Origin of the sequence: Gemmiger qucibialis, from assembly GCF_027689445.1 — a bacterium.
Lineage (GTDB): Bacteria > Bacillota > Clostridia > Oscillospirales > Ruminococcaceae > Gemmiger > Gemmiger qucibialis.
This window is the reverse complement of the sequence record NZ_JAQFEN010000017.1, coordinates 1-22495: the sequence shown is the minus strand read 5'-3', so window position 1 is coordinate 22495 and position 22495 is coordinate 1. Positions and strand designations below refer to the sequence as shown.

20 protein-coding genes, 1 tRNA gene and 2 pseudogenes are annotated in these 22495 nt (G+C 51.7%); 8 read left to right on the top strand and 15 right to left on the bottom strand.

Features of this window, described 5'->3' with window-relative positions; genetic code table 11:
• Positions 1-113 precede the first annotated feature (113 nt).
• Positions 114-1457 carry an MATE family efflux transporter gene (locus PG062_RS14775; protein WP_270752869.1) on the top strand — a complete coding sequence of 448 codons (1344 nt, stop codon included), beginning with the start codon at positions 114-116 and terminating at the stop codon, positions 1455-1457.
• Between the two features lie 176 nt (positions 1458-1633).
• Here PG062_RS14775 and PG062_RS14770 read toward each other — a convergent pair whose 3' ends face one another.
• Positions 1634-1807, bottom strand: coding sequence for a response regulator (locus PG062_RS14770; RefSeq protein ID WP_270752868.1), 174 nt, complete (start codon positions 1805-1807; stop codon positions 1634-1636).
• 86 nt (positions 1808-1893) lie between these two features.
• On the opposite strand from PG062_RS14770, the gene PG062_RS14765 reads away from it, so the two are divergent.
• Positions 1894-3438: a carboxylesterase/lipase family protein gene (locus PG062_RS14765; protein ID WP_270752867.1), complete on the top strand. Its 1545-nt coding sequence runs from the start codon at positions 1894-1896 to the stop codon at positions 3436-3438.
• Between the two features lie 271 nt (positions 3439-3709).
• Here the strand turns inward: PG062_RS14765 and PG062_RS14760 are convergent, their stop codons facing one another.
• Positions 3710-4393, bottom strand: a complete 684-nt coding sequence (locus PG062_RS14760) for a DUF6198 family protein (RefSeq protein WP_333559434.1) — start codon at positions 4391-4393, stop codon at positions 3710-3712.
• A gap of 162 nt (positions 4394-4555) precedes the next feature.
• Between PG062_RS14760 and PG062_RS14755 the strand changes: the two genes are divergently transcribed.
• Entirely contained in the window at positions 4556-5095 is a 540-nt protein-coding gene (locus tag PG062_RS14755) for an RNA polymerase sigma factor (protein WP_270752865.1), read from the top strand.
• Positions 5085-5798, top strand: coding sequence for a DUF4367 domain-containing protein (locus PG062_RS14750; protein WP_270752864.1), 714 nt, complete (start codon positions 5085-5087; stop codon positions 5796-5798). The genes PG062_RS14755 and PG062_RS14750 overlap by 11 nt, the downstream gene beginning before the upstream one ends.
• A gap of 197 nt (positions 5799-5995) precedes the next feature.
• Here PG062_RS14750 and PG062_RS14745 read toward each other — a convergent pair whose 3' ends face one another.
• The 9 genes and pseudogenes from PG062_RS14745 to PG062_RS14705 all read right to left on the bottom strand — a co-directional run bounded on the left by PG062_RS14745 (position 5996) and on the right by PG062_RS14705 (position 13187).
• A complete protein-coding gene (locus PG062_RS14745; RefSeq protein WP_270752863.1) occupies positions 5996-6223 on the bottom strand; it encodes a hypothetical protein in 228 nt (75 codons plus the stop codon).
• Between the two features lie 275 nt (positions 6224-6498).
• Positions 6499-7527 (bottom strand): 3-deoxy-7-phosphoheptulonate synthase, encoded by a 1029-nt coding sequence (locus PG062_RS14740; protein ID WP_270752862.1) that lies wholly within the window; start codon positions 7525-7527, stop codon positions 6499-6501.
• A 553-nt stretch (positions 7528-8080) separates the two neighbouring features.
• A complete protein-coding gene (locus PG062_RS14735) occupies positions 8081-8779 on the bottom strand; it encodes an LrgB family protein (RefSeq protein WP_270752861.1) in 699 nt (232 codons plus the stop codon).
• Entirely contained in the window at positions 8776-9132 is a 357-nt protein-coding gene (locus PG062_RS14730; RefSeq protein WP_270752860.1) for a CidA/LrgA family protein, read from the bottom strand. Before PG062_RS14730 ends, PG062_RS14735 begins: the two co-directional genes overlap by 4 nt.
• 460 nt (positions 9133-9592) lie before the next feature.
• The gene (locus tag PG062_RS14725; RefSeq protein ID WP_270752859.1) at positions 9593-10498 is read right to left on the bottom strand and encodes a type I phosphomannose isomerase catalytic subunit; all 906 of its coding nucleotides are present in this window, start codon (positions 10496-10498) and stop codon (positions 9593-9595) included.
• Between the two features lie 91 nt (positions 10499-10589).
• Entirely contained in the window at positions 10590-10793 is a 204-nt protein-coding gene (locus tag PG062_RS14720) for a GH36 C-terminal domain-containing protein (RefSeq protein WP_270752858.1), read from the bottom strand.
• 187 nt (positions 10794-10980) lie between these two features.
• A pseudogene (locus PG062_RS14715) lies at positions 10981-11434 on the bottom strand (glycoside hydrolase family 130 protein); the annotation flags it as partial.
• A 178-nt stretch (positions 11435-11612) separates the two neighbouring features.
• A complete protein-coding gene (locus PG062_RS14710; RefSeq protein ID WP_270752857.1) occupies positions 11613-11759 on the bottom strand; it encodes a hypothetical protein in 147 nt (48 codons plus the stop codon).
• Positions 11760-11813: 54 nt separating this feature from the next.
• Entirely contained in the window at positions 11814-13187 is a 1374-nt protein-coding gene (locus tag PG062_RS14705) for a sodium-dependent transporter (protein WP_270752856.1), read from the bottom strand.
• A gap of 568 nt (positions 13188-13755) precedes the next feature.
• Here PG062_RS14705 and PG062_RS14700 point away from each other — a divergent pair.
• A pseudogene (locus tag PG062_RS14700) lies at positions 13756-13893 on the top strand (TnpV protein); the annotation flags it as partial.
• A gap of 68 nt (positions 13894-13961) precedes the next feature.
• Here the strand turns inward: PG062_RS14700 and PG062_RS14695 are convergent.
• A complete protein-coding gene (locus PG062_RS14695; protein ID WP_270752855.1) occupies positions 13962-14855 on the bottom strand; it encodes an AraC family transcriptional regulator in 894 nt (297 codons plus the stop codon).
• Positions 14856-14971: 116 nt separating this feature from the next.
• On the opposite strand from PG062_RS14695, the gene PG062_RS14690 reads away from it, so the two are divergent.
• Positions 14972-16147: an MFS transporter gene (locus tag PG062_RS14690; RefSeq protein WP_270752854.1), complete on the top strand. Its 1176-nt coding sequence runs from the start codon at positions 14972-14974 to the stop codon at positions 16145-16147.
• Between the two features lie 42 nt (positions 16148-16189).
• Here the strand turns inward: PG062_RS14690 and PG062_RS14685 are convergent, their stop codons facing one another.
• The 3 genes from PG062_RS14685 to PG062_RS14675 all read right to left on the bottom strand — a co-directional run bounded on the left by PG062_RS14685 (position 16190) and on the right by PG062_RS14675 (position 18950).
• Positions 16190-17857, bottom strand: a complete 1668-nt coding sequence (locus PG062_RS14685) for a recombinase family protein (RefSeq protein WP_270752852.1) — start codon at positions 17855-17857, stop codon at positions 16190-16192.
• Between the two features lie 243 nt (positions 17858-18100).
• Positions 18101-18445 (bottom strand): hypothetical protein, encoded by a 345-nt coding sequence (locus tag PG062_RS14680; RefSeq protein WP_223382902.1) that lies wholly within the window; start codon positions 18443-18445, stop codon positions 18101-18103.
• 428 nt (positions 18446-18873) lie between these two features.
• A tRNA-Ile gene (locus tag PG062_RS14675) sits at positions 18874-18950 on the bottom strand.
• Between the two features lie 171 nt (positions 18951-19121).
• Between PG062_RS14675 and PG062_RS14670 the strand changes: the two genes are divergently transcribed.
• Both PG062_RS14670 and PG062_RS14665 read left to right on the top strand, forming a co-directional pair.
• On the top strand, positions 19122-20291 hold the full coding sequence (locus tag PG062_RS14670) for a glycoside hydrolase family 10-like protein (protein WP_270752851.1): 1170 nt from the start codon (positions 19122-19124) through the stop codon (positions 20289-20291).
• Between the two features lie 166 nt (positions 20292-20457).
• Positions 20458-21399 carry a DUF1848 domain-containing protein gene (locus PG062_RS14665; protein WP_270752850.1) on the top strand — a complete coding sequence of 314 codons (942 nt, stop codon included), beginning with the start codon at positions 20458-20460 and terminating at the stop codon, positions 21397-21399.
• Positions 21400-22495 lie beyond the last annotated feature (1096 nt).

The following is a 22495-nucleotide window of genomic DNA, read 5'->3' as shown; positions in this document are numbered from 1 at the left end:
CAAACACAAGCAGGATTTAAGGCAAAAATCCCGCTGTGTTTATAGAAATAGACTACATTTTCGACTTTTCAGATACACCCTAAACTATTACCAACTGAGGATGGGAAATTATCATGGAAAAAAATCTTACAACCGGCAGCGTGTTCAAAGCCATTCTGACCTTTGCCCTGCCGTATCTGCTCTCTTACTTTTTGCAAACGCTGTACGGCATGGCTGACCTGTACATCACCGGCCGGTTCTGCGGGGTGGACAGCATCACCGCCGTTGCCAACGGCAGCCAGGTCATGCACATGCTGACCGTTATCATTGTTGGGCTTGCCATGGGTTCCACCGTCATCATCGGCCACGCCGTGGGGGCGGGCAATATGCGCGATGCCGAAGCCGCCATCGGCAACACCGTCACCCTGTTCATGGCGGTCTCCCTCGGTTTTACCACCGTGCTGGTGGCCGCAGTGCGCCCGCTGGTCGACCTGATCGGTGTTCCGGCAGAGGCCGTTCCCGGCACGGTGCAGTATCTGACCATCTGCTTCATCGGCATCCCGTTCATCACGGCATATAACATCATCAGCTCCGTCTTCCGCGGTTTGGGGGATTCCAAAAGCCCGATGTACTTTATCGCCGTTGCCTGCGCCGCCAATATTGCGCTGGATATTCTTTTCATCGGTCCCATGGCCCTTGGCCCGGTGGGTGCTGCGCTGGGCACTACCCTTTCGCAGACCTTGAGTGTTATTGTTGCCTTGTTCGGCATCCGGCGGCACAAAACCGGCCTGCGGCTGAACCGCCAGAACTTCCGCCCGCGCAAAGGCGTGCTGGGCCGTATTCTTAAAATCGGCCTGCCGGTCGCTGTGCAGGACGGCTGCATTCAGGTCGCGTTCATCATTATCACCATCATTGCCAACCACCGCGGCCTGATTGATTCTGCCGCCGTGGGCATTGTGGAAAAAATCATCAGCGCCATGTTCATTGTGCCGTCCTCCATGCTGGCGACGGTATCGGCGTTGTCTTCCCAGAACCTTGGCGCAGGCAAGCCGGAGCGCGCCGCCCAGACCCTGAAATACGCCGCTATGATCGCCACCGGTTACGGCATTGCCGTAGTATTGGTCATTGAGCTTGTGGCCGAGCCGCTGCTGGGGTGCTTCACCACCGACGCCGCCGTGGTGCTGATGGGCTGCCAGTACATCCGCGGTTATATTGTGGATACCATTTTTGCCGGGATCCACTTCAGCTTTACCGGGTATTTTGCCGCCTGCGGCAAGTCTTACATCGGCTTTCTCCACAACATCATCGCTATTGTGCTGGTGCGCGTTCCGGGGTCCTACCTGGCTTCCCGGCTGTTTGCCGGAACCCTGCTGCCTATGGGGCTGGCCGCACCGGCGGGTTCGCTGTTATCCGTCATGATCTGCGTGGCGGCCTACCGCTGGATGAAGCGCCGCGGCACACTGTATACTGCCGCCTGACTTTTCCCCAAAGGAGTATCCGCCCATGTACGTTTTTTCTCTTCTTCAGCATTCCCACTTAACGGTGTAGCTCAAAACAACGAAAATAACGCATATTCCGCAAACACAAAATTGCTTCTGCCTTTGCAGAAACCGGTTGGATTTTCGGTGTTTCCGGTACATCTTCGTTTTCTCGCTTACCCGCGGCGCTGGCGCAAAAACTTGCCAATGCTGCGCTGCAATGCGGCAAAATCCACCGGCTTTGCAAAATGGCCGTTCATCCCGCTCTCTGCAGAAAGCCGCTCATCTTCCACAAAAGCATCGGCGGAAAGCGCAAACATCAGCACGGTCTTGGCGTCCGGGCGGTTCATGGCTTCTTTTTTCGCGTAAATCTGCTACAATAGAACCAGCATCAAAAAATGTATTATTTTTGCCCACTGCTGGAAAGGAGTTTGCTATGCCCCATACTTTTTCTTGTTCTGCTGATGCCCCGCTGGTGCGCACCACCGGCGGCTCAGTGCGCGGCTACCGTTTTGACGGGCTGGATATCTTTAAGGGCATCCCTTACGCCAAGGCCAGGCGCTTCCACGCGCCGGAGCCAGCTGTGTGGGACGGCGTGCTGGACGCCACCAGTTACGGCTATGTCTGCCCTTTGCTGGAAATGCCCAAGCCCAACGGCGAAATGCTGGTGCCCCACCGCTATTGGCTGATGGACGAAGCCTGCCAGAACCTGAACATCTGGACCCCCGCGCTGGATGACGCCCACCGCCCCGTGTTGGTGTGGCTGCACGGCGGCGGATACTTTGCCGGTTCCTCCATTGAGCAGATCGCTTACGAGGGCGAAAACATGGCCCGCCTGGGGGACTGCGTGGTGGTTTCCATCAACCACCGGCTGAACATCCTGGGCTATCTCGACCTTTCGGATTTTGGGGTGGAATACGCCAATTCCGGCAACGCGGGCGGGGACGATATCATCGCCGCGCTGCGCTGGGTGCGGGATAATATTGCCGCGTTCGGCGGTGACCCCGGCAATGTGACAGTGTTCGGCCAGTCCGGCGGCGGTGCCAAGGTGACCACCCTGCTGCAGACCCCCGCCGCGGACGGGCTGTTCCACAAAGGTATTGTGATGAGCGGCGTTCTGGGCCGTCTGGCCGACTGCACCGGCAGCGGGCGGGACTGCGCCGAGGCTCTGATGGCGGAGCTTGGCGCGGCGGATATCGCCGCACTGGAAACGGTACCCTATGCCGCGCTTGCCGCCGCTTATAATAAAGTGGCCCCTGCCTTGAAAGCAGCCGGAAAAAACACCGGCTGCACCCCACACCCCAACGCCTTTTATCTGGGTAACCCGCTGGAAAATGCGTTCCGCCCCGAAACCGCCCGCATTCCCCTTCTGGTGGGCACCGTGTTTGGCGAGTTTGCCGCCTTCAATGGCTTCGGCCTGAACAAAGCGCAGATGAGCGCCGCCGAGGCCGAAGGCTTTGCCGAAAAAATGCTGGGCAAGCAGACGGCGGATGCCCTGCTGCCGCTGTTCCACGCCGCCTACCCCGAACGCAGCGCCGCCGACCTGCCGTTTTTGGATGTACTGTTCCGGGAGCCGACCATGCGCTATATCCGCCGCCGGGCGGAAACAGGCCCGGTGTGGAGCTATTTCTTCAATCAGGATTTCACCATTGAGGGCGGCCGCGCCCCATGGCATTGTTCCGATATCCCGTTTGTTTTCCATAATACTGAGCTGGTGCCTTCTGCCAACATTTCCGGCGTGACCCCGCAGCTGGAACAGCAGATTTTCGATGCCGTTCTGGCCTTTGCCCGCACCGGAAACCCGCAGCACAGCGGCATTCCCACCTGGCCCGCCAGCACCCCGCAACAGGAAAACACCATGCTGTTTGATTCCGCCACCCGCCTGGCCCCTAACCATGACAAAGCCCTGATTGCTGCCGCGCTGCCCGCCATCTCTGCCTTGATGGCACGCAACTTTGACCCCGACAGTATCCAGCACTAATATAGGGCAACACCGCACAATTCCCGCCTTACGGCTTAAGCACCGCTCCGACGGCTGCGGCACGGCATCTGCGTTGCCAAAATGCTCGATAAGACATCCAGTATTATCTGCGCTTTTGGCCTAGCAGCTGCCTCACCTCGCTCGCCGTATCGGCACTTAGAATTATGCGGTATTGCCATAGAATAAAATAATAAATAATAATGAATAAAGAATAATGGCCTGCCGCTGCAAGCAATGCGCTTGTGCGGCAGGCCGTTGTTCTTTGCATATTTTACTGTTTGTTCTTAGCGGTGCGCAGGGTCTTGTAGTTTTCAAAATAAAAGTGCTTGTCCAGCAGGTCACCCACCAGGCCAATGCCCTTGCCCATGGTGAACGCCGCGGCAATGGTGCCAATGCCCAGCCCTTCCAGGCGGCCCAGGAAGAAGAAGGTCATGCCCGCCGTAATAGCCAGGCAGGTTACATCAAAGCCGATTTTAATGCGCGGGTACGGCACCTTGGTAATGTCCGCCAGCTCCCGCGGGAACAGGTCGGTGGGCACAATGGGCAGCCCGCACCGGTTGGAAAGCGCAATGCCAAAGCAGATCAGCAGGTAGCTGACCACAAAATACACCACCCGCCAGGGCAGTGTGTAGGGCAGAACATCGATCCACAGTTCGTGCACATCCAGCAGCTCACTGAACACAAAGCCCACTACAAAGCTGAACAGGTACGGCCACACCCATTTGCGGCGCATAATCATCAGGCTGGCAATCAAAGTGCCCTGGAACAGGTAGGTCCAGGTTCCCAGCGTAAGTGCCGGGAACGCCAGCGAAAACGCATACGGCACGCTGGAAATGGCCGAAATTCCCGCGCCGGAGTACAGCATCAATACCACGCCAAAGCTGTTGACCAATACCGCAATGACCAGCGCCAGCTCCCCACGGAACAGTGTTTTTCCGCTTTGTTCCTTTTCCACCAAAAACAATCCCCTCTTTATTTTTTATAACGTCCGGTTTCCTATCATAGCACCATAGCGGGGAAAAGAAAAGGGGGATTTTTCCGGGCATGATTTTCCCTTTGCGTTTTTATTTTTCCGCGTTATAATAGTGCCACACACTTCATCAGGGGGAATTCCTACATGCTTGCCATCTACCTTGCGGCACTGGACAGCGCCGACAACGCCGAAGCCTTTGAAGCTGTTTATGAACGCTATAAACGGCTGGTGTACCACGTTGCCTGCCAGATCGTCCACGACCCGCACCTTGCTGAGGATGTAGCGCAGGAAGTATTTTTGTACATAGCCAAAAACTTTGCCCGCCTGCACCGACAGGACCCGCACAAGTTTGCGGCTTACCTTGTCAGCTGTACACGCAGCCGGGCGTTCCTGCTGCTGGCTCAGCGGCAGGATGCCCCCTGCGAGGAAGAACCGGACTTTGACCGCAATGCTGACCCGGCCCCGGTTCCCGAAGATGCGGTGATTGATGAGCAACAGGCCCAGCACCTGATGCAGGCCGTGCAGCAGCTTGCACCCATTTACCGCGACCCGCTGCGGCTGCTGGCGCAAGGGTACACCTACCGCGAAATTGCCGCCGCACTTGCCCTGCGGGAATCCACTGTCCGCCAGCGCATTGCCCGCGGGCGCAAACTGCTGTGGAAGGAGCTCCACGATGAAAGATAATTGCAGCTATCGTTTTGACGCCATCCTTGCTGTGGCTCTGGAGCAGGACGCCCGGCAGGAACTGGCCGCCCTGCCCACCCCTGCCGCGCTGAAAGAACTATACCCGGATACTTCCTCTCTGGACGCCCGCATAACCCGTGCTTTGCACACCCTGCACCATCCCCAAAAAGCGCTGCACCGTGCGTTGGCCGTTGTGCTGCTGGCTGCCGCCCTGTTGGCAGGCACCCTTGCCGTCAGCGCCGAAGCCCGCCACGCGGTGTACACTGCCCTCCTGCGCTTTTTGCCCATTGAAATGCAGGTCACTTATTCTGTGGATGGCACTCCCTTGGATACATTGCCGGAAAATTATTGTGACCATTATGTGCCGGAGGGGTTTGTGCTGGATGAAGAAAATTCGCTCAGTACAGATTTTCTTTTGCTCCACGGATACCATACCACCGCATCTGCCAACGGCGATTCACTTTCCTATACTGTAAAATGCTATCCCATCCAGGCAACCGGACAGATTGAAACCTTTGATAACGAACACACAACATGGAGTTCTGTCACTGTAAAAGGTCACAGCGCCACACTCGGCACAAGTTCAACCGCTTCCGGTACGCCCTGCTATTTTCTCTTTTGGGAAAGTGATGGTATCCAGCACACTGTCTCCGGCTGCATTGACCGTGATACACTTTTCCGTATTGCCGAATCTATTTTCTAATTCATTCAGCATTCTTCACAACGCAATGTTTCGTTTATTGTTGCATTTGCCAATTTTATAATTTCTTGTCACAAAACAACTCTTTTCTTTGTTGTATTGGGTAAGAGCTCTTAAATAAATCTTATCGGAGGTGTTTTTGTTGCAGGAAAAAGAATATTCTCGCTCCTGTTATCTTTAGTCTTTGTTTTCGTCCTTGCCTATTCATGTCTTGCCCAGTCTATTCGCCCTTTATCCGCAACAATAATCACGAAATTCTGAAGCACCCCCACGACGCTGGTTATTATCTTGTTTGGTATCAGGGGACTTTGTATTATGAATAATTCAAAATTTTTTGGCCTTTTCTGTACAAGCGCAGCAATCCTTTTCCTTGCAGGCTGTACAGCTTCTAAAAACGAACCGTCTGTATCGCAGTCCTCCACTTCCACTGTCGCTTCCACCTCGGAATCTTCCGCTTCTTCTGCATCTTCGGATTCTCAGAACAATTCTGTGTCTGAACAGCAAACCTGGTCCGAAAAATCCCCGGACGGCGACTATTACATTGAAGTGTATGAAAAAGACGGTCATGTGTACCGCGTGGATGATGACACCATGCTGTACTGATTTTTATCGATTATCCCCCGCAACACAAAAGGCATGCACCGCCCCGGCTGAACCTCTGTTCAGCTTCCGGCAGTGCATGCCTTATTTGTAATTTTATCGGTTAAGAAAGCTCTGCGATATCGTACAGCAGTCGCTCGGTATCGTCCCAGCCCAGGCAGGGGTCCGTGATGGACTTGCCATAGCAGTGCTCGCCGATCTTCTGGCTGCCCGGCTCAATATAGCTTTCGATCATCAGACCCTTGACCAGGTTCTTGATGTCGTCCGAATGGCGGCGGCTGTGCAGAACCTCTTTCGCAATGCGGATCTGCTCCATATACTGCTTGCCGGAGTTGCTGTGGTTGGTATCCACAATGCAGGCGGGGTTCTTCAGGTTGCGCTTCATGTACAGCTCATACAGCAGGCGCAGATCCTCGTAATGGTAGTTGGGGATGGTCTGGCCGTGCTTGTTCACCGCGCCGCGCAGAATGGTGTGGCTGAGCGGGTTGCCGGGGCACTGGACCTCCCACCCGCGGAAGATAAAGTCATGGGGCACCTGGGCCGCCACAACAGAGTTGAGCATAACGGTCAAATCGCCGCTGGTGGGGTTTTTCAGGCCCACGGGCACATCGCAGCCGCTGGCCACCAGGCGGTGGAACTGGTTTTCCACCGAGCGGGCACCCACGGCAATATAGGACATAATGTCCGAAAGGTAACGCAGGTTTTCGGGATAGAGCATCTCGTCCGCGGTGGAAAAGCCGGTTTCCTGCAATACGCGCATGTGCATATGGCGGATGGCCAGAATTCCCTCCAGCATATCCGGCTTCTTTTCCGGGTCCGGCTGGTGGATCATTCCCATGTAGCCCTCGCCGGTGGTGCGGGGCTTGTTGGTGTACACGCGCGGAACGATCACCAGGCGGTCCTTCGTCTTCTCCTGCACCTTGACCAGACGGGACACATAATCCACAACGGCTTCCTCGTTATCCGCCGAGCAGGGGCCGACAACGACCAGGAGCTTGTCGCTTTCGCCGGTAATGATCTTTTTGATTTCTTCATCCCGCTCTTTTTTGCGGGCGGCCAGTTCCGGCGCAAGGGGAAACCTTTCCCGAATGACATCCGGGGAAGGAATTTCTGTCACAAACGAAAATCCCATGATTTTATGATCCTCTCTCCGTCAGCGCCGCACATTCCAGCCCTCTATTGCCGGGCGGCGCTGCGCTTTTTCCTCTGTATTTTGCACAGGTAGTTGATACAAACAGCTTATTTTTATTATAATATAGAACCCGCCGCGCGGCAAGAGCTGCCCCCGCTGCCGGGCAAAAAACTTGCAAAAAATGCCGTTTCCCGCCGTCCGGCGGCATACAAACAGCCCGTCCGCGCACCACAAACCAGGTGATGCGCGGGCGGGCCTTCTGTATTTAGGGCAATACCGCATAATTCTAAGTGCCGATACGGCGAGCGAGGTGCGGCAGATGCCAAGCCAAAAGCGCAGATAATACTGATTGCTGCAAAGGTGAGCGCCGCCAGTGGCGGAAACAGCGAACCGAAGCAGGGGCAGCGGTCGCAGAGTGCGAGGGGCTTTTGCCCCCGAAGCACGATGCGGGTACCGCAACCCGACATTATCGAGCATTTTGGCAACGCAGATGCCGTGCCGCAGCTGCCGGAGCGGTGCTTAAACCGCAAGGCGGGAATTGTGCGGTGTTGCCTTAGTGAATCAATTCCGAGAACAGCGGGCAAAGCACGGCGGTCATGATACCGGCCACAGCAACGGAAAGGCCGCTCATCGCGCCTTCCACTTCGCCGATTTCCAGCGCCTTGCTGGTGCCCACGGCGTGGGATGCCGTACCAATGCCGATGCCTTTGGCAATGGGGTTGGTAATGCGGAACACCTTGCAGACGGTTTCCGCCGCCAGCGCGCCCACAATGCCGGTCAAAATCACAATGGCGCCCGTCAGGGTGGCAATGCCGCCCAGCTCGCGGGAAACATCCATGCTGATGGCAGTGGTAACGGACTTGGGCAGCAGGGTGATGTACTGCTCATGGTTCAGGTCCAGCAGCAGGGCCAGTGCCAGCACGCTGAACAGACTTGCCATAACTCCGGCCAGCACACCGGCCACAATGGCTACCAGATTTTTGCACAGCAGATCCCATTTTTCATACAGCGGCACTGCCAGGCTGACCGTTGCGGGCAGCAGCAGGTAGCTGACGGGCGAAGCGCTGGCAGCGTATGTATCATAGGGGATGTTCAACACGCTGAGCACCACGATGACAAACGCCGTGCCCAACAGCAGCGGGTTGAAAATTGCCTGACCGGTGCGCTTGTTGATGAGCACCCCCAGGCCGAACGCAGCCAGCGTGAGCAGCACGCCCCATACGGCGGAAGATTCCAGAACTTGTGTGATCATTGCTTTTTCTCCTTCCGCTCTGCCAGGCGCTGGGTCACGCAGCCGGACACCGTCATGACCAAAATGGTAATGGGGATCAAGGCCAGCAGCACCGGCACCAGCATGGCCTGTAAATCCGCCCACAGATCCATCACGCCCGCAGCCGCCGGAACAAACAGCAGCGGGAAAATGCCGGTCAGAAACAGCGCCGCCGTGCGCACCTGCTCCAGTTTGACCACCCCAAAGCGCAGCGCCGCCAGCAGCAGCATCAGCCCGTACACGCTGGCCGGGATGGGCAGCGGCAGCACCAGGTGGCAAACCTCCCCCGCAAAGCAGAACGCCGCAATGCGGGCAAATTCAAATATCAGTTTCATTTATGCTTTCCTCTTTTGTCCGGCAGTGCCCCCACTACCGCCCTGCGCAAAACAAGACACCTTATCGTTATCTTTTTTTGCTTTTCCGGGCTGCACAGACAGCCCGGCTCTCATTTTTTCATGCTTCACAAGTATAGCAGACTCCCCCACCGGGGGCAAGGTCAATTTTTGACATGTTTGACAAATATTCAGGCGCTTTTTTGCACATTGTGACGAATCGTTTTGCCGCGCGTATCGCTCACTTTGTTTTGTTTTTCGATAAATATACAAATTGTATTTTTTGTGTTTTATTTCCGACTACAATAAATCCCTGCCCGGGAACCATCCGGACAGGGATTTGAAGGAGAAACGCAGCTTATTGTGTTCATGGTTCCCCTGCCTCCGTTTTGGCGCAGCCGGCGTTCCGCATACGCGGCTGCACAGCAGGCCGGGGTTCTTGTTCACTCTGCTTTGGTAATAATCAAACGGTTGTCAGCAGGGCTTTGCAGCTGCCCGTTAAAGCATAGGCACCGCTGCCCGCCGTGATAAAGAAACTGTCGCCCTTTTTTGCCTGCACCGTTTCGCCGCCGCAGGTCAGGCACCCCTCCCCTTCGGTAATCAGGAGCGAAACAAAGGATGTCTCGTCCGCCGTGCCGGTGTGACCACCTGCCACCACATCCACGGTAAAGTAATCGCACTTTGCCAGATGGGGGCTGAAATCATGCTGTTCCGGCGGGGTACGGCGCATTACCTCCAGCGCCTGCTTTACATGCAGCGCGCGCGGCTTGCCGTCCGCCCCCACGCGGCCGTAATCGTACACACGGTAGGTCACGTTGGAGTTCTGCTGCACTTCAACCACCACAACACCCTTGCAGATAGCGTGCAGCGTGCCGGACGGGATAAAGAAGCAATCGCCTTTTTTCACCGGCACGGCGTTCAGCACCTCGGTCAGGGTATTGTTCCGGATGCGCTCTTCCAGTTCTTCCCGGCTGATTTCATGGTCAAAGCCGTAATACAGGAACGCGCCCGGTTCACAGTCCAGCACATACCACATCTCGGTCTTGCCGTACTGGTGTTCGTGCTCCAGCGCATACTCGTTGGAGGGGTGTACCTGGATGGAAATGTTATTCTTGGCGTCAATGAACTTGGTCAGAACGGGGAACATTTCAAACTTTTTGCAGTCTGTTCCCGCCGCTTCCGGGTGGGCGGCCAGGTAGTCCGCCAACATGGTGCCGTCCGGCAGATAGCTGGGGCCATCGGGATGGCAGGAAAGCACCCAGGCTTCCGCCAGCGGGTTCAAATCGCTCTGCACGCCAAAGTCGGTGCGCAGGCGGCTGCCGCCCCAAAGGTAATCCTTGCAGGAAGGGGTCAGTTTTAGAATTGACATTGTCGATTTACCTCATTATATCACAGCACATTATAAAATGATAGGGTCATATCGCGGAATCATTTTCAGGTTGACGCACAATTTTTGCGCATTACACTTTGTGCAGGTACCACAGCTTTGCGGGCACCTGGCCGTAATCGCCGGGCAGAGGCAGACCAAGGGTCTGCAGCATAAAGCCGGTGTACCGTTTCCCTGCCTCATCCTGATAGGCTGCAGTCTTCTCCAGCCCCTGCAGAATCAGACGCGGACAGGGTTTTCCACGGCCATTCAGGGCGCTGCCAGATGCCGTCCACAACTTCCGGGCGGGGGGACGAAATCCAGGCAAAAGCTAGCCGCACCGCGCAGGGTCAGCAACCCGCCCCACGGCACCGGAAACTGCGCGCCGACGCTGACATCCAACACCAGCAAAGCCAGCAGCGCCAGCATGGGCAGCCAGATTACGCCAGGGTGGACGCCCCCGCCGGGGCCACGGGCACAGGATATTACCGGTCTTGCTGATTGAGATATGCCTGATTTTTTTCGATCAGCGCCACACGCTGGGCCACGCAGTCACGGCTGCGCAGCGGGTCCGCGGGGGTTTTGAATGCAAAGTCCAAAAGCTGGCCAATGGTCGTGGAAGCAACGTGCAGGCGCGTATCACTGGCGGCATAATAAATATACACCTTACCGTCATCATCCGCAATAGCACCATTGGTAAATACCACGTTGGAAACATCGCTGACGCGCTCCCAGCCACGCGGCGCGATCAAAAATCCGGCCGGTTCGGCAATCACTTTCCAGGGCTCTTTCAAATCGGTCACAAACAGGTAGATCACATAGCGCAGGCCCTCCGCAGTGTTGCGCACGCCATGGGCAATGTGCAGTCAGCCCCTGTGCCGTCTTGATGTAGGTCGCGCCCTCGCCGTTCTTGCCTTCGGTGATGGTGTGGCAGCGGCGGGTCAGCAGGGCATCCAGCTTTGCCTGCTGGCGGTAAAATTCAGAGTGCAGTTTACACATTGACATCGGGGTTCCTTCTCATGAGGTCCATGCACATCCGGCCATTGTGGTAAGGGCACTTCCACGGCTCCACAATGGGCTTGTGGGCGGGGGTGCCGTATTTATCCGTCTGCCAGAACTATTCGCTGCCGGGGCGGGTATCGACCATCTTATCCAGGATAAAATGGTACACATCGGCGGCAGCAGCGGCATAGCGGTGTTCAGCGGTTTTCTGGTATACACCTTTTTCAACCGCTGGCCGCCAAAGGTTTCGCCTGTAAATCATATTGAGGGGGGTGTAAATCCATTTCCCCATATGGTATGATAATATCAAATTCTTTTACATCGAGATCCACCCGAGGGCATTCGCCACAGAACTTACCAGAATGATGGCAGCAAACACCGGGCAAAGGGTGCGGATCATAAAATTGAAAACCTTTTTTCGGCGGAAAGGTTGACCATTCTGGGTCACCTCTTCCTCAATCTTTTCCACGCCAATCACGCTGGTCACCAGCAGGCAGGTTGCAATGGCCGCAATGGGCATCATAACTGAGTTTGTCAGGAAGTCGAAAAAGTCAAGGAACTGCATCCCGATAACGGTCACGCCCGACAGCGGGCCATAGCCAAGCGCCGACAAGCTTCCAAGCAGCACCATAATAATCCCAATCACTGCCGCAGCCTTTTTGCGGCTCCATCCCAGTTCATCCTCAAAAGTCGATACTGCGCTTTCTGTCAATGCAATAGAGCTTGTCACCGCTGCAAACAGCACCAGCACAAAGAACAGCACGCCCACCAGCGAACCAAGTTCCATGCTTTCAAAAACTTTCGGGATCGTAATAAACATCAGTGCGGGACCGGCCTGCAGGGTGTCCGGGTCACCGCCAGAGAACGAAAACACCGCCGGAATGATCATCAACCCGGCCATCATTGCAATCAGCGTATCAAAAATCTCAACGTTCTTGGTAGATCCCTCAATGGACACATCTTTTTTCATGTAAGAGCCGAATGTTACTAAAATACCCATTGCGATGGACAAAGAATAGAACATCTGGCCCATGGCTGTAACCACTGTCATCCATGAAAAATTGGCCGGATTCGGTACTAAAAAGTACTTCACTCCTTCCAGCGCACCGGGCCGTGTTACTGAATAAGCTGCAATAATTACTGATAACACCACCAGTACCGGCATCATCATCCGGGAAACACGCTCCACACCATTGCGGACACCGGCAAAAATGATGCCCAGTGTAAGCAGGGTAAAGAGCAGGAATACGATTTCCACCGAAGCGCCATTGGCGATGAAAGAGGAAAAATACCCATCCTGTGCCAGCTCACTGCCATGACCGGTAATATACCCCACCAGATACTTGATAACCCAACCGCCAATAACCGAATAATACGGCACAATCAAAATGGGAATTACCGCGTTGATCCATCCTCCAAATGCACGCCAGCGTCCCTTTCCAGAAGCTGCAAAGGCCCCAACCGGACTTTTCCGGGTCATCCGTCCCAGCGCTGTCTCTGCCATAATCATTGTATAGCCAAAGGTGACCGCCAGCAGAATGTAAATCAGCAGAAAAATTCCACCGCCATATTTTGCCGCCAGGTATGGGAACCGCCAGATATTGCCCAAGCCAACCGAGGCGCCGGCTGCCGACAGGACAAAGCCAAGTTTGCCGGAAAATGAGCTCCGGCCGCTGTGTTGTTTTTCCATTTATTTTTTCTCCTTACCATTTTCACACTATTATTTTAGTGTAACATAACCGCCAAAAAACTGCAATCTACGCCACAAACAATCGCTTTCATAGGGAGGGGCAAAGTCATTGCTTTTATATCCCTGTCTGCCATTCTATAAAAAAGCTTCCACCTTACGGCAGAAGCTTTTCTTTGGTGGGCCATCCAGGACTTGAACCCGGGACCAAGCGGTTATGAGAACGTCGCTAATTTTGAAATTTCATTTTTCTTGTGGAATCTTGTGACTATCTCATAATTCCGAAAAAACATCTTTGTGTACTTTGACGTAACTTTTGGTGTCTTTTCGTGTCTAAAATGGCTCTTTGTACCCAGAACCGTACCCAAGAATTTTTGGGTACGAAACTCGACACTTACTGTTACTATTTTGCTTTTACATGGCTCACTTTCAAAAAAGGAGGTGAGCTTTTTCTTTTGTAAAAATCGGAAGGGAGGTTTTCCATATGAACAAGCACTCACAGTTGAAAATCCGTGGTCCCACCAAATGACGCTGGACTACTTCTACGGGCAGTCGGGCGAGTTGTTCTCCTATCATGGAACAGATGAAAGCTACCGAGGGCGTGACAGCGGAATTAAAGTGTACCTGTCAAATGGAATGGGTACAACGATATAATAACATCCATAACCGGGCAGAAGAAATTGATTTGCATGTGATGGTTTATTCATAACAGTATCGCAGAATGAGTATGACAAGCATAATTGGGGGAGCGATAAAACTTGCTGTTGATATGTAAATTTAGAGGTTGTTTTTTCTGTATTCAATAGGAGAAATCCCGTAAACCTCTTTAAATTTACGGCAAAAATAAGGCGCATCGTGAAAGCCGCATTGTTCTGATATGGTTATAACCTTCATTTCCGTGGCTGCCAGTAGTTTTGCGGCTTTTTTCAGCCTGTATTGTATCAAATAAGAAATAGGAGATTGACGGATACCATTCTTGAATATTTGCATACAAGTGTTCTTACTTACATGGGCAAAATCTGCGATGTCATCAAGTTGGATCTGGTCGGCATAATGACTATGAATAAAACTCATCATCATTTGAAGGCGAGACGTATCGCTGTTTCTTTTAACGGTTTGTCTTTGTAGAAACATGGATTCCATATTTCCGTACAGCAACTCCCAAATGGTTGCCAACAATCGCATGGTTGTCAGCTCCCTAAAATTTGCTTGTTTCTGCGTCTCAAATATCTGATTTAGTAAAGAAAGTATCTCTTTATGCCACAGGGTATACGGCTCAAAAACCAAAAAGTCAATATCTGAAGTAAGCACTGGCTTAATATATTGCTGGTATATCAAACTCTCCTCTGAAGCCAACAGCAAAGGGGAAAAAACAATATTTGGAATCAATGTGGTTTGTTTTGCTGTTAATTGATGAATGATTTTCGTGTTGATAAATAAACCACTGCCTGCTGGTAACGAGAAATCATCTTTTCCGATATAACATTGCACTTCACCGCTTTGCACATATATAAATTCAATTTCCTGATGCCAATGCCAACCGATTGTATGGAAGTCGAAGTCCCAGATATCTTCTAGATAGTATTGAAACGGAAATACCGATTGTCCGTGGGTTCTTTTTTCCATGAGAGTTTCATCTGTAATGATTTTTAATTCGCTGGTGTCTGCCAATGATGCCCCCCTCCTTTGTATTGTGATATTATACAATAAAAACGTGGTAAAGTCCATTGCTGTCCAAACAAAAGCATGATATCATTCGATGTAGTTTGAAAGGAGGGCTTTGTGCTATGAAGAACTATAAAAAAACATTAAGAGCCTGTTATCTCGGATTTATCACACAGGCAATCGCAGCTAATTTTGCACCATTGCTTTTTTTGGCGTTTCATTCAGATTTCAACATCTCACTGGGACAGATTGCCTTAATTCCCGCAGTATTCTATGTAACACAATTAAGCGTAGATTTAATTTGTGCAAAATATGTGGATTCTATTGGATACCGAAAATCCATCGTGGCTTCTCAGCTGTTTGCAGGTCTGGGGTTGATCGGACTTGCGGTTTTGCCCAATATAATATCTCCATATGTCGGAATACTGATCGGAGTGTTTTTTTATGCACTCGGAAGTGGTCTTGTTGAGGTGTTGTGCAGCCCTATTGTGGAAGCCTGTCCCTTTGACCATAAGGAAAAAGTGATGAGCCTACTTCATTCCTTTTACTGCTGGGGCAGTGTGGGCGTGATTTTACTTTCTACAATTTTCTTTTCCGTTTTTGGTATTGACAAATGGAGGATTTTAGCCTATTTGTGGGCAATGATTCCTTTGTACAATATTTACAATTTTGCCACCTGCCCTATTGAGCATTTGGTAGAGGACGGTCAGAGAATGTCGTTGCGTCAATTGCTGAAGATGCCTATTTTTGGAGTTGCAATTATCCTAATGATTTGCGCTGGAGCTTCTGAAATGGCAATGGCGCAGTGGGCATCAGCTTTTGCAGAATCCGCATTAGGATTAACCAAATCCGTTGGCGATTTGGCGGGTCCGTGCTTGTTTGCAATCACAATGGGCATTGCCCGTGTGCTGTACGGCAAATTTGGTGAAAAGATAGATTTGACAAAGTTTATGCTGGTATCGGGAGTTCTTTGTGTATTGAGCTATCTTTTGGCTGGTCTATCTGCAATGCCGATTTTGGGGTTGATTGGATGTATCCTATGTGGCTTCTCAGTTGGTATTATGTGGCCCGGAAGTATCAGCATTACTGTTCCGAGGATTCCAAAAGGAGGTACAGCCTTGTTTGCACTGTTGGCTGTAGCTGGAGATATGGGTGGTGCTTTTGGTCCGAGCATGGTAGGATATTTTTCACAGCAGGCAGGAGATAATCTTCAGGTAGGTTTGTTGACGGGATGCACATTTCCTTTAATTATGTTGGCAGCTTTGATTGCAATGCGAAAAATGGCAAAAAATGATTGATACTGCGGTTACGCTAAGGCAATATCATCACAGTCGCAAGCATCATATCACGGACAGTGGAAATCCAGAAAAAAGCTGATAGATGCAAGCTAGTAGAAGCCGGACACGCGCAGCCCAGCACAACCCTTGCGATCTACACGCAGGTCTACGATAGGCGGCGTGATGAGATTCGCAACCAGATGAGCAAGGAACTGTACGAATGAGCAAAAAAAGAAGCACGAAGGCCGAAACCTTCGTGCTTTGTGGTGGAGCATTGTCCACAGCACTCGAACCCAACACTTCCTCACGGGTGACCGTTTTGGCATCATCCGTGAAGTTGAAATTGAGTACGACCCGGTCATCAAAGACGTAGACCGAGTTGACAAAGGTATCAATGATCTGCCGCTGGTGTTCCGTGCTGCCCACGTCACCCTTGCGGAATTTTTCAAGCCAGAACCGAATCCACTCACGGGTCAGGACGGGCTTTTTCAGCTCTTCTTCCAGAATGCTGGTGTTCAGGGCTTCTTTCCGGGCTTCCAGCTCGTCCAACCGCTGCTTGGTGGTCGGGGTCAGGATGCCCTGTTCAATGGCTTCCAGAAGGTTTGCGAGTCGTTTCTCCGTATCCCGGAGTTGTTCTTTCAGAACAGGCAGCCGGGTGTTCTCCTGCTGCTGGGCTTCCATGACCAAATCTATCAGCCGTTCGATGATTTCATCGCTGAAAATCACCTTAATGGCAGTGTCCACCACGAACCGTTCCAGCGGCTCCTTGCGGATGGCTTTCAGGTCGCAATGCGCCTTGCCGTGGCGTTTGGCGTTGCCGCACTTGTAGTAATAGTAGGTGTTTCCCATGTGGCTGGTGCCGCTTTCGCCACCCATCAGGGTGCCGCACTTGCCACAGAACAGCTTGGTGGTCAGCAGATATCTCACATCCTCTTTTGCAGGCCGACCATGGGCGATCCTGTTCTGCTCAAAACGCTGCTGCACCCGGTCAAACAGGTCCTGGTCAACAATGGCCGGAATGCCGCCCGGCGTCACAATGTCCTTGTAGCGGTATTCGCCGATGTAGCGGCGGTTGCGGAAGATCTGGAAGAAGCTGTTCTTCACGAACGGCTTTCCGGTGCGGGTACGCAGGCCGCGCTCGTTCAGGGATGCCGCAATCTTCTCAGCCGGTTCGCCGTCGGCATACCGGGTGAAGATTTCCTGCACGATGGGAGCCGTCTCCGGGTCGATATGGTACAGCCTGTCCTCCTTGCCAATGGTGAAGCCCAGCGGCACCACACCGCCGTTGTACTTGCACTGGAGGGCATTTTCGCGCTCACCGCGCGCCACTTTCAGGGCGAGTTCGGCGGAATAGTATTCCGCCATGCCAATCAGCATACTCTCCACCATAATGCCTTCAGGCCCCTGCGAGATGGGTTCCATGGCAGACACCAGATGGACACCGTTCTTTTCCAGCTGGTACTTGTAGTTCACGGCATCGAATCGGTTCCGGGCAAAGCGGTCCAGCTTCCAGACCAGAACCACATCGAAGATTTTCTTTCCGCTGTCTTTGATCATCCGCTGAAAGTCCGGGCGGTCATCCGTTTTGGCAGAGTAGGCACGGTCAATATAGGTGCCGACCACGGTGATGCCGTTCTTCTCGGCGTAGTCCTTGCAGTCGCGCAGTTGTCCTTCAATGGACGCTTCTCGCTGGCTGTCAGATGAATAGCGGGCGTAGATCACGGCGGTCATGGTTGCACCTCCTTGGCGTGTATTCGACTTGCCTTTATAGTATCGGGTCAAGCGCAGCTTGTCAACAATCTGCGAGCAGATTGAAATGTGAAAATTGCGAAACGCAGCGAAAAAGCTGAGAGCAAGAATCGTCCCGTGGCCACAAATTTTCAATTCTTGAAAATTCTTGCCCCTTTGGGACAGCTTCTTGTTGGGGCGTGCCTGCCCCAAACCCTGCTAGGAACGAGTACAGCAAACTGGAATTTATACCCGGTACTTGTCTCGATTTATAGTCATATCAACCAAATGAAATACAAGTAAGATAATAAAAAAAACGAAAGCTATTATTATTCCTGCGCCCGGCTTGATAAAATCAATTATACCGCCAAGACAAAAGAGCATTGCCCATGTCTTAATCCGTTTTCCAGTAACTCTGCATATTTTCTCTGTGTTTAATCCAGTATAATCTCCTGATAAAAACAGCACACTTCTTTCTGTATTCCTTGATTTGATAAAAAATCTTCCAACAAAAAAGAGAACAGTTGCCATCAGTAAATCAATAAATATAATTATTATTTTCATTTTCAACACCTCTAATTCTAAGTTCACAACTTCCAATTTACTGGGCTAAGCCGAGTATACCACACTCCTCCATGAAAGAACACCCCGATATAGTGAAATTTTTCCATTTTTCTGCGTACGTGCGTACACGCTCCGCAGGGATTCCAAAGGGGCTATGCCCCTTGGCACACAGACTTTGGAACAAAGTCTAGTGTGTTACACCTTGCCAGAGGTGTACACGCTCTCCCGGTACGCACGTACACAGCGATTGCCCCCAATGCGTCATATAGGGTGACGACCAAGTTCGCACAAAGCGAACTTGATTCCTCAAAGCAAAAGGCAGGATACCACCGTCATAGTGATACCCTGCCTTTGCTCGTTTAACGCTCTGTGTAGTCCTTCCGCAGAATTTCCGATAAACAAAAAACGTACCCGAACCCTTTCTCGTAAAGAATCGGGTTCGAGTACGAACTGTATGGTGGGCCATCCAGGACTTGAACCCGGGACCAAGCGGTTATGAGCCGCCAGCTCTGACCAACTGAGCTAATGGCCCTCATGATGTCAGATACCTGTTTAGTATATCACAATTTTACCCGCTTGCCAACACTTATTTTCGTTTTCGGCGCATATGCTGGGGTGTATGGCAAACCGGCAAAGGGGTGGTATCATGCGCATATTCTTATCAACCTTGGGGGTGTTTTTCCTTATGTCATTTCTTTTCATAATGCCCGCCGTATTGGGGCCGTCTACCACGCCGCAGCCATCCGCAAGCCCGGTGCTTTCCGCTGCACCCACTCCGTCCCCTGCTGCCGCGCAGGAGATTCGCGCCGTCTGGGTCAGCTTTCTGGAATGGCAGCATACCGATTTCAGCAGTGAATCCGCTTTCCGTGCCGATGCCGCCGCCATCATGCAGAACATTGCCTCCCTTGGGGCAAACACCGTTTTTGCCCATGTGCGGCCCTTTGGAGATGCCCTGTACCCCAGCCGGTATTTTCCGTTCAGCCACCTTTGCACCGGCACCCAAGGGCAGGACCCCGGTTTTGACCCGCTTGCCGTGCTGGTAGAAACCGCCCATGCCCAGGGCCTTACGCTGGAAGCCTGGATCAACCCCTACCGCCTGCAGGCCAACGGAACCCCGGCTGAGCTCTGCGCACAAAGCCCTGCTCTGCTGCATCCCAACTGGGTCAAGCACACTGCAACCGGCCTGTATCTGGACCCCGCCAGCATCGAAGTCCAGCAGTATCTGGCCGATTCCATCCGTGAGCTATGTACCAATTATGCCATTGACGGCATTCATTTTGATGATTACTTTTACCCCACTACTGCCCCGGATTTTGATGCCGACAGTTATGCCGCAAGCGGCAGCACCCTTTCGCTGGCCGATTGGCGGCGGCAAAATGTAAACGATCTAATGCGGGCCTGTTACGCCGCCGCCCATGCGTTCAATGTGCGGTTTGGGGTTTCGCCACAGGGCACACTGAGCGGCTGCCGCGACGGCCAATACAGCGATGCCGCGCTCTGGCTGGCCAAGCCAGGCTATTGTGATTATCTGATCCCGCAGCTGTACTGGGGCCTGAACTACCGCAAAAATGGTTCCGATGCCCTGTCACTTGGCCGCCTTGCCGCCGAGTGGCTCTCGCTGCCGCGCACAGAATCCGTTCAACTGGCATTCGGCCTTGGTGCTTACCGTATCGGTGACGGCGACGAGGGCGATACCTCCGGTCCCGGCACCGAGTGGTGCACCGGCCATGCCCTCGCCACCCAAGCCACCACGCTGCGCTCCCTCGGTGCCAGCGGCGCTGCCCTCTACCGCTATGCTTTTCTCTTTGGCAATACGCTCTATCCTACTCTGGCGGAACAGGAGATTGCGGCGCTGCGGGAGGTTTGGGGATAGATTGTCGGTACCCACACTCACTTATTGTTCTAAATGTGGAATGTGCGAATTATAAAATTCAAGAAGAAAATTGTCAATCTAATTGTAAGAAATATTTAAGTAGATGGCCTATTTTAAAAGTAGGACATATTAGATATCAGGTAATCATATTTGAAGGGTGAATTAGATGATATTAAGCGTAAGTAGAAGAACTGATATTCCTAATTATTATTCGGAATGGTTCTATAATAGAATAAAAGAAGGATTTTTATATGTTCGTAATCCGATGAATGCTCATCAGATAAGTGAAATAAAAATTACTCCAGATGTTGTAGATTGCATAGTGTTTTGGACAAAGAATCCGTTGCCAATGATGAAAAGGTTAAACGAGATAAAAGATTATAATTACTATTTTCAATTCACATTGACTGGATATGGAAATGATGTTGAGGTTAATTTACCAAATAAAAAAACAGAAATGATTCCGATATTTCAAGAACTGTCAGAAAAAATTGGCAAGCAAAAAGTGATTTGGAGATATGATCCTATATTCTTTTCTGATAGATATACGAAAGAATATCATTTGAAGGCATTTAAAAGCATTGCTGAGGCTTTAAGTGGATACACGGAAAAATGCGTGATTAGTTTTGTTGATATATATCCTAAGAATAAAAAAAATATGGATGGATCGTCAAGTTATGAATTAAATGATGATGAGCTGCGGGAATTTGCTGAGAAATTAAGTAAGATAGCTGCGGATAATAATATTAAGATTGGAAGTTGTGCAGAAAAAATAGATTTGGATGAATGTGGTATAATTCATAATTGTTGCATAGATAGAGAATTAATTGAAAAAATTATCGGATGTAAACTTAATGTTGGCAAAGACAAAAATCAGCGTAAAGAATGTGGATGCGTTGAAAGCGTTGAAATAGGTACTTATAATACATGCAAAAATGGATGTGCATATTGCTATGCAAATTATAGTTCAAAAAGTGTAGAAACAAACGCTGCCAAATATGATCCTTCGTCACCTCTTCTATGTGGGCAAGTTCAAGAAGATGACAAAATAACGATTAGAAAAGTTGAGTCATTAAAAGAAACACAGCTAAGTATTTTTGATATGTGAGTTCATTATTATAACGTATATTTTTAAGAGTATATTTGGCTCCATTTTGGCTCTAAAAATTTTAGACGAGGTACACAAAAATGCGAAATAAGATGAATATGAAGAATAAAATGCACAAATGTGCACCTAGAAACAGCCAGATAAATCTCTCCGCCCAAGAGTTCGTATAACGCGCTGCTGCAAACTATTGCCATATACCACGACGCGTGCTCCATTTGTAGTGGCCAATGCTCACCATCGGCCCGCCTGAGCACCCGCTTTGTGTATTAGCTTAAGGCAACACCGCACAATTCCCGCCTTGCGGCTTAAGCACCGCTCCGGCAGCTGCGGCACGGCATCTGCGTTGCCAAAATGCTCGATAATGTCGGGTTGCGGTACCCGCATCGTGCTTCGGGGGCAAAAGCCCCTCGCACTCTGCGACCGCTGCCCCTGCTTCGGTTCGCTGCATCCGCCACTGGCGGCGCTCTCCTTTGCAGCATCCAGTATTATCTGCGCTTTTGGCTTGGCATCTGCCGCACCTCGCTCGCCGTATCGGCACTTAGAATTATGCGGTATTGCCTTAAAATTCTGCCGCTACTTTTCCACATCCGTAGGGAACGGTCTTGACCGTTCCGGAGCATTTGGACGAATCTCCCTTGTGGAATATTATTTATAGGTTTCGGAAGGGCCAAAACCGTTCCCTACAAATCATTTTATAATTGGCCGCCAACATTAAAACTCCCTGTAGAGCGTGGTCACCCGACCACGCCACGGCCTGCTGTACCGCACATCAAAAATCCGCAACGACCCCTGCCCCATCCGTAAGGCGGAGTGCCCTCACCCCGCCGTTTACCCCAATTTTCCTCTATGCTAAAAATTTCGCAGCAAACTACCATCAAACTTATTGTTGCCATAAACACTCTTGCAAACTTGCACTTTTTTTTATTTCAAGGCCCTGCCTCTCCCCATCGCCTCGCCTTTCCACACCCGCCACATTCCCGGGGACTCTCCCGCGGGCTAAGGAACGCCGCGCTGTGGCGTTCCTTACGGCACTGCGTGCCGCCGCCCTTTTCGAGTATCTCCGACGCTGCACCAGATCGTGCCTTCTTAAAATAGA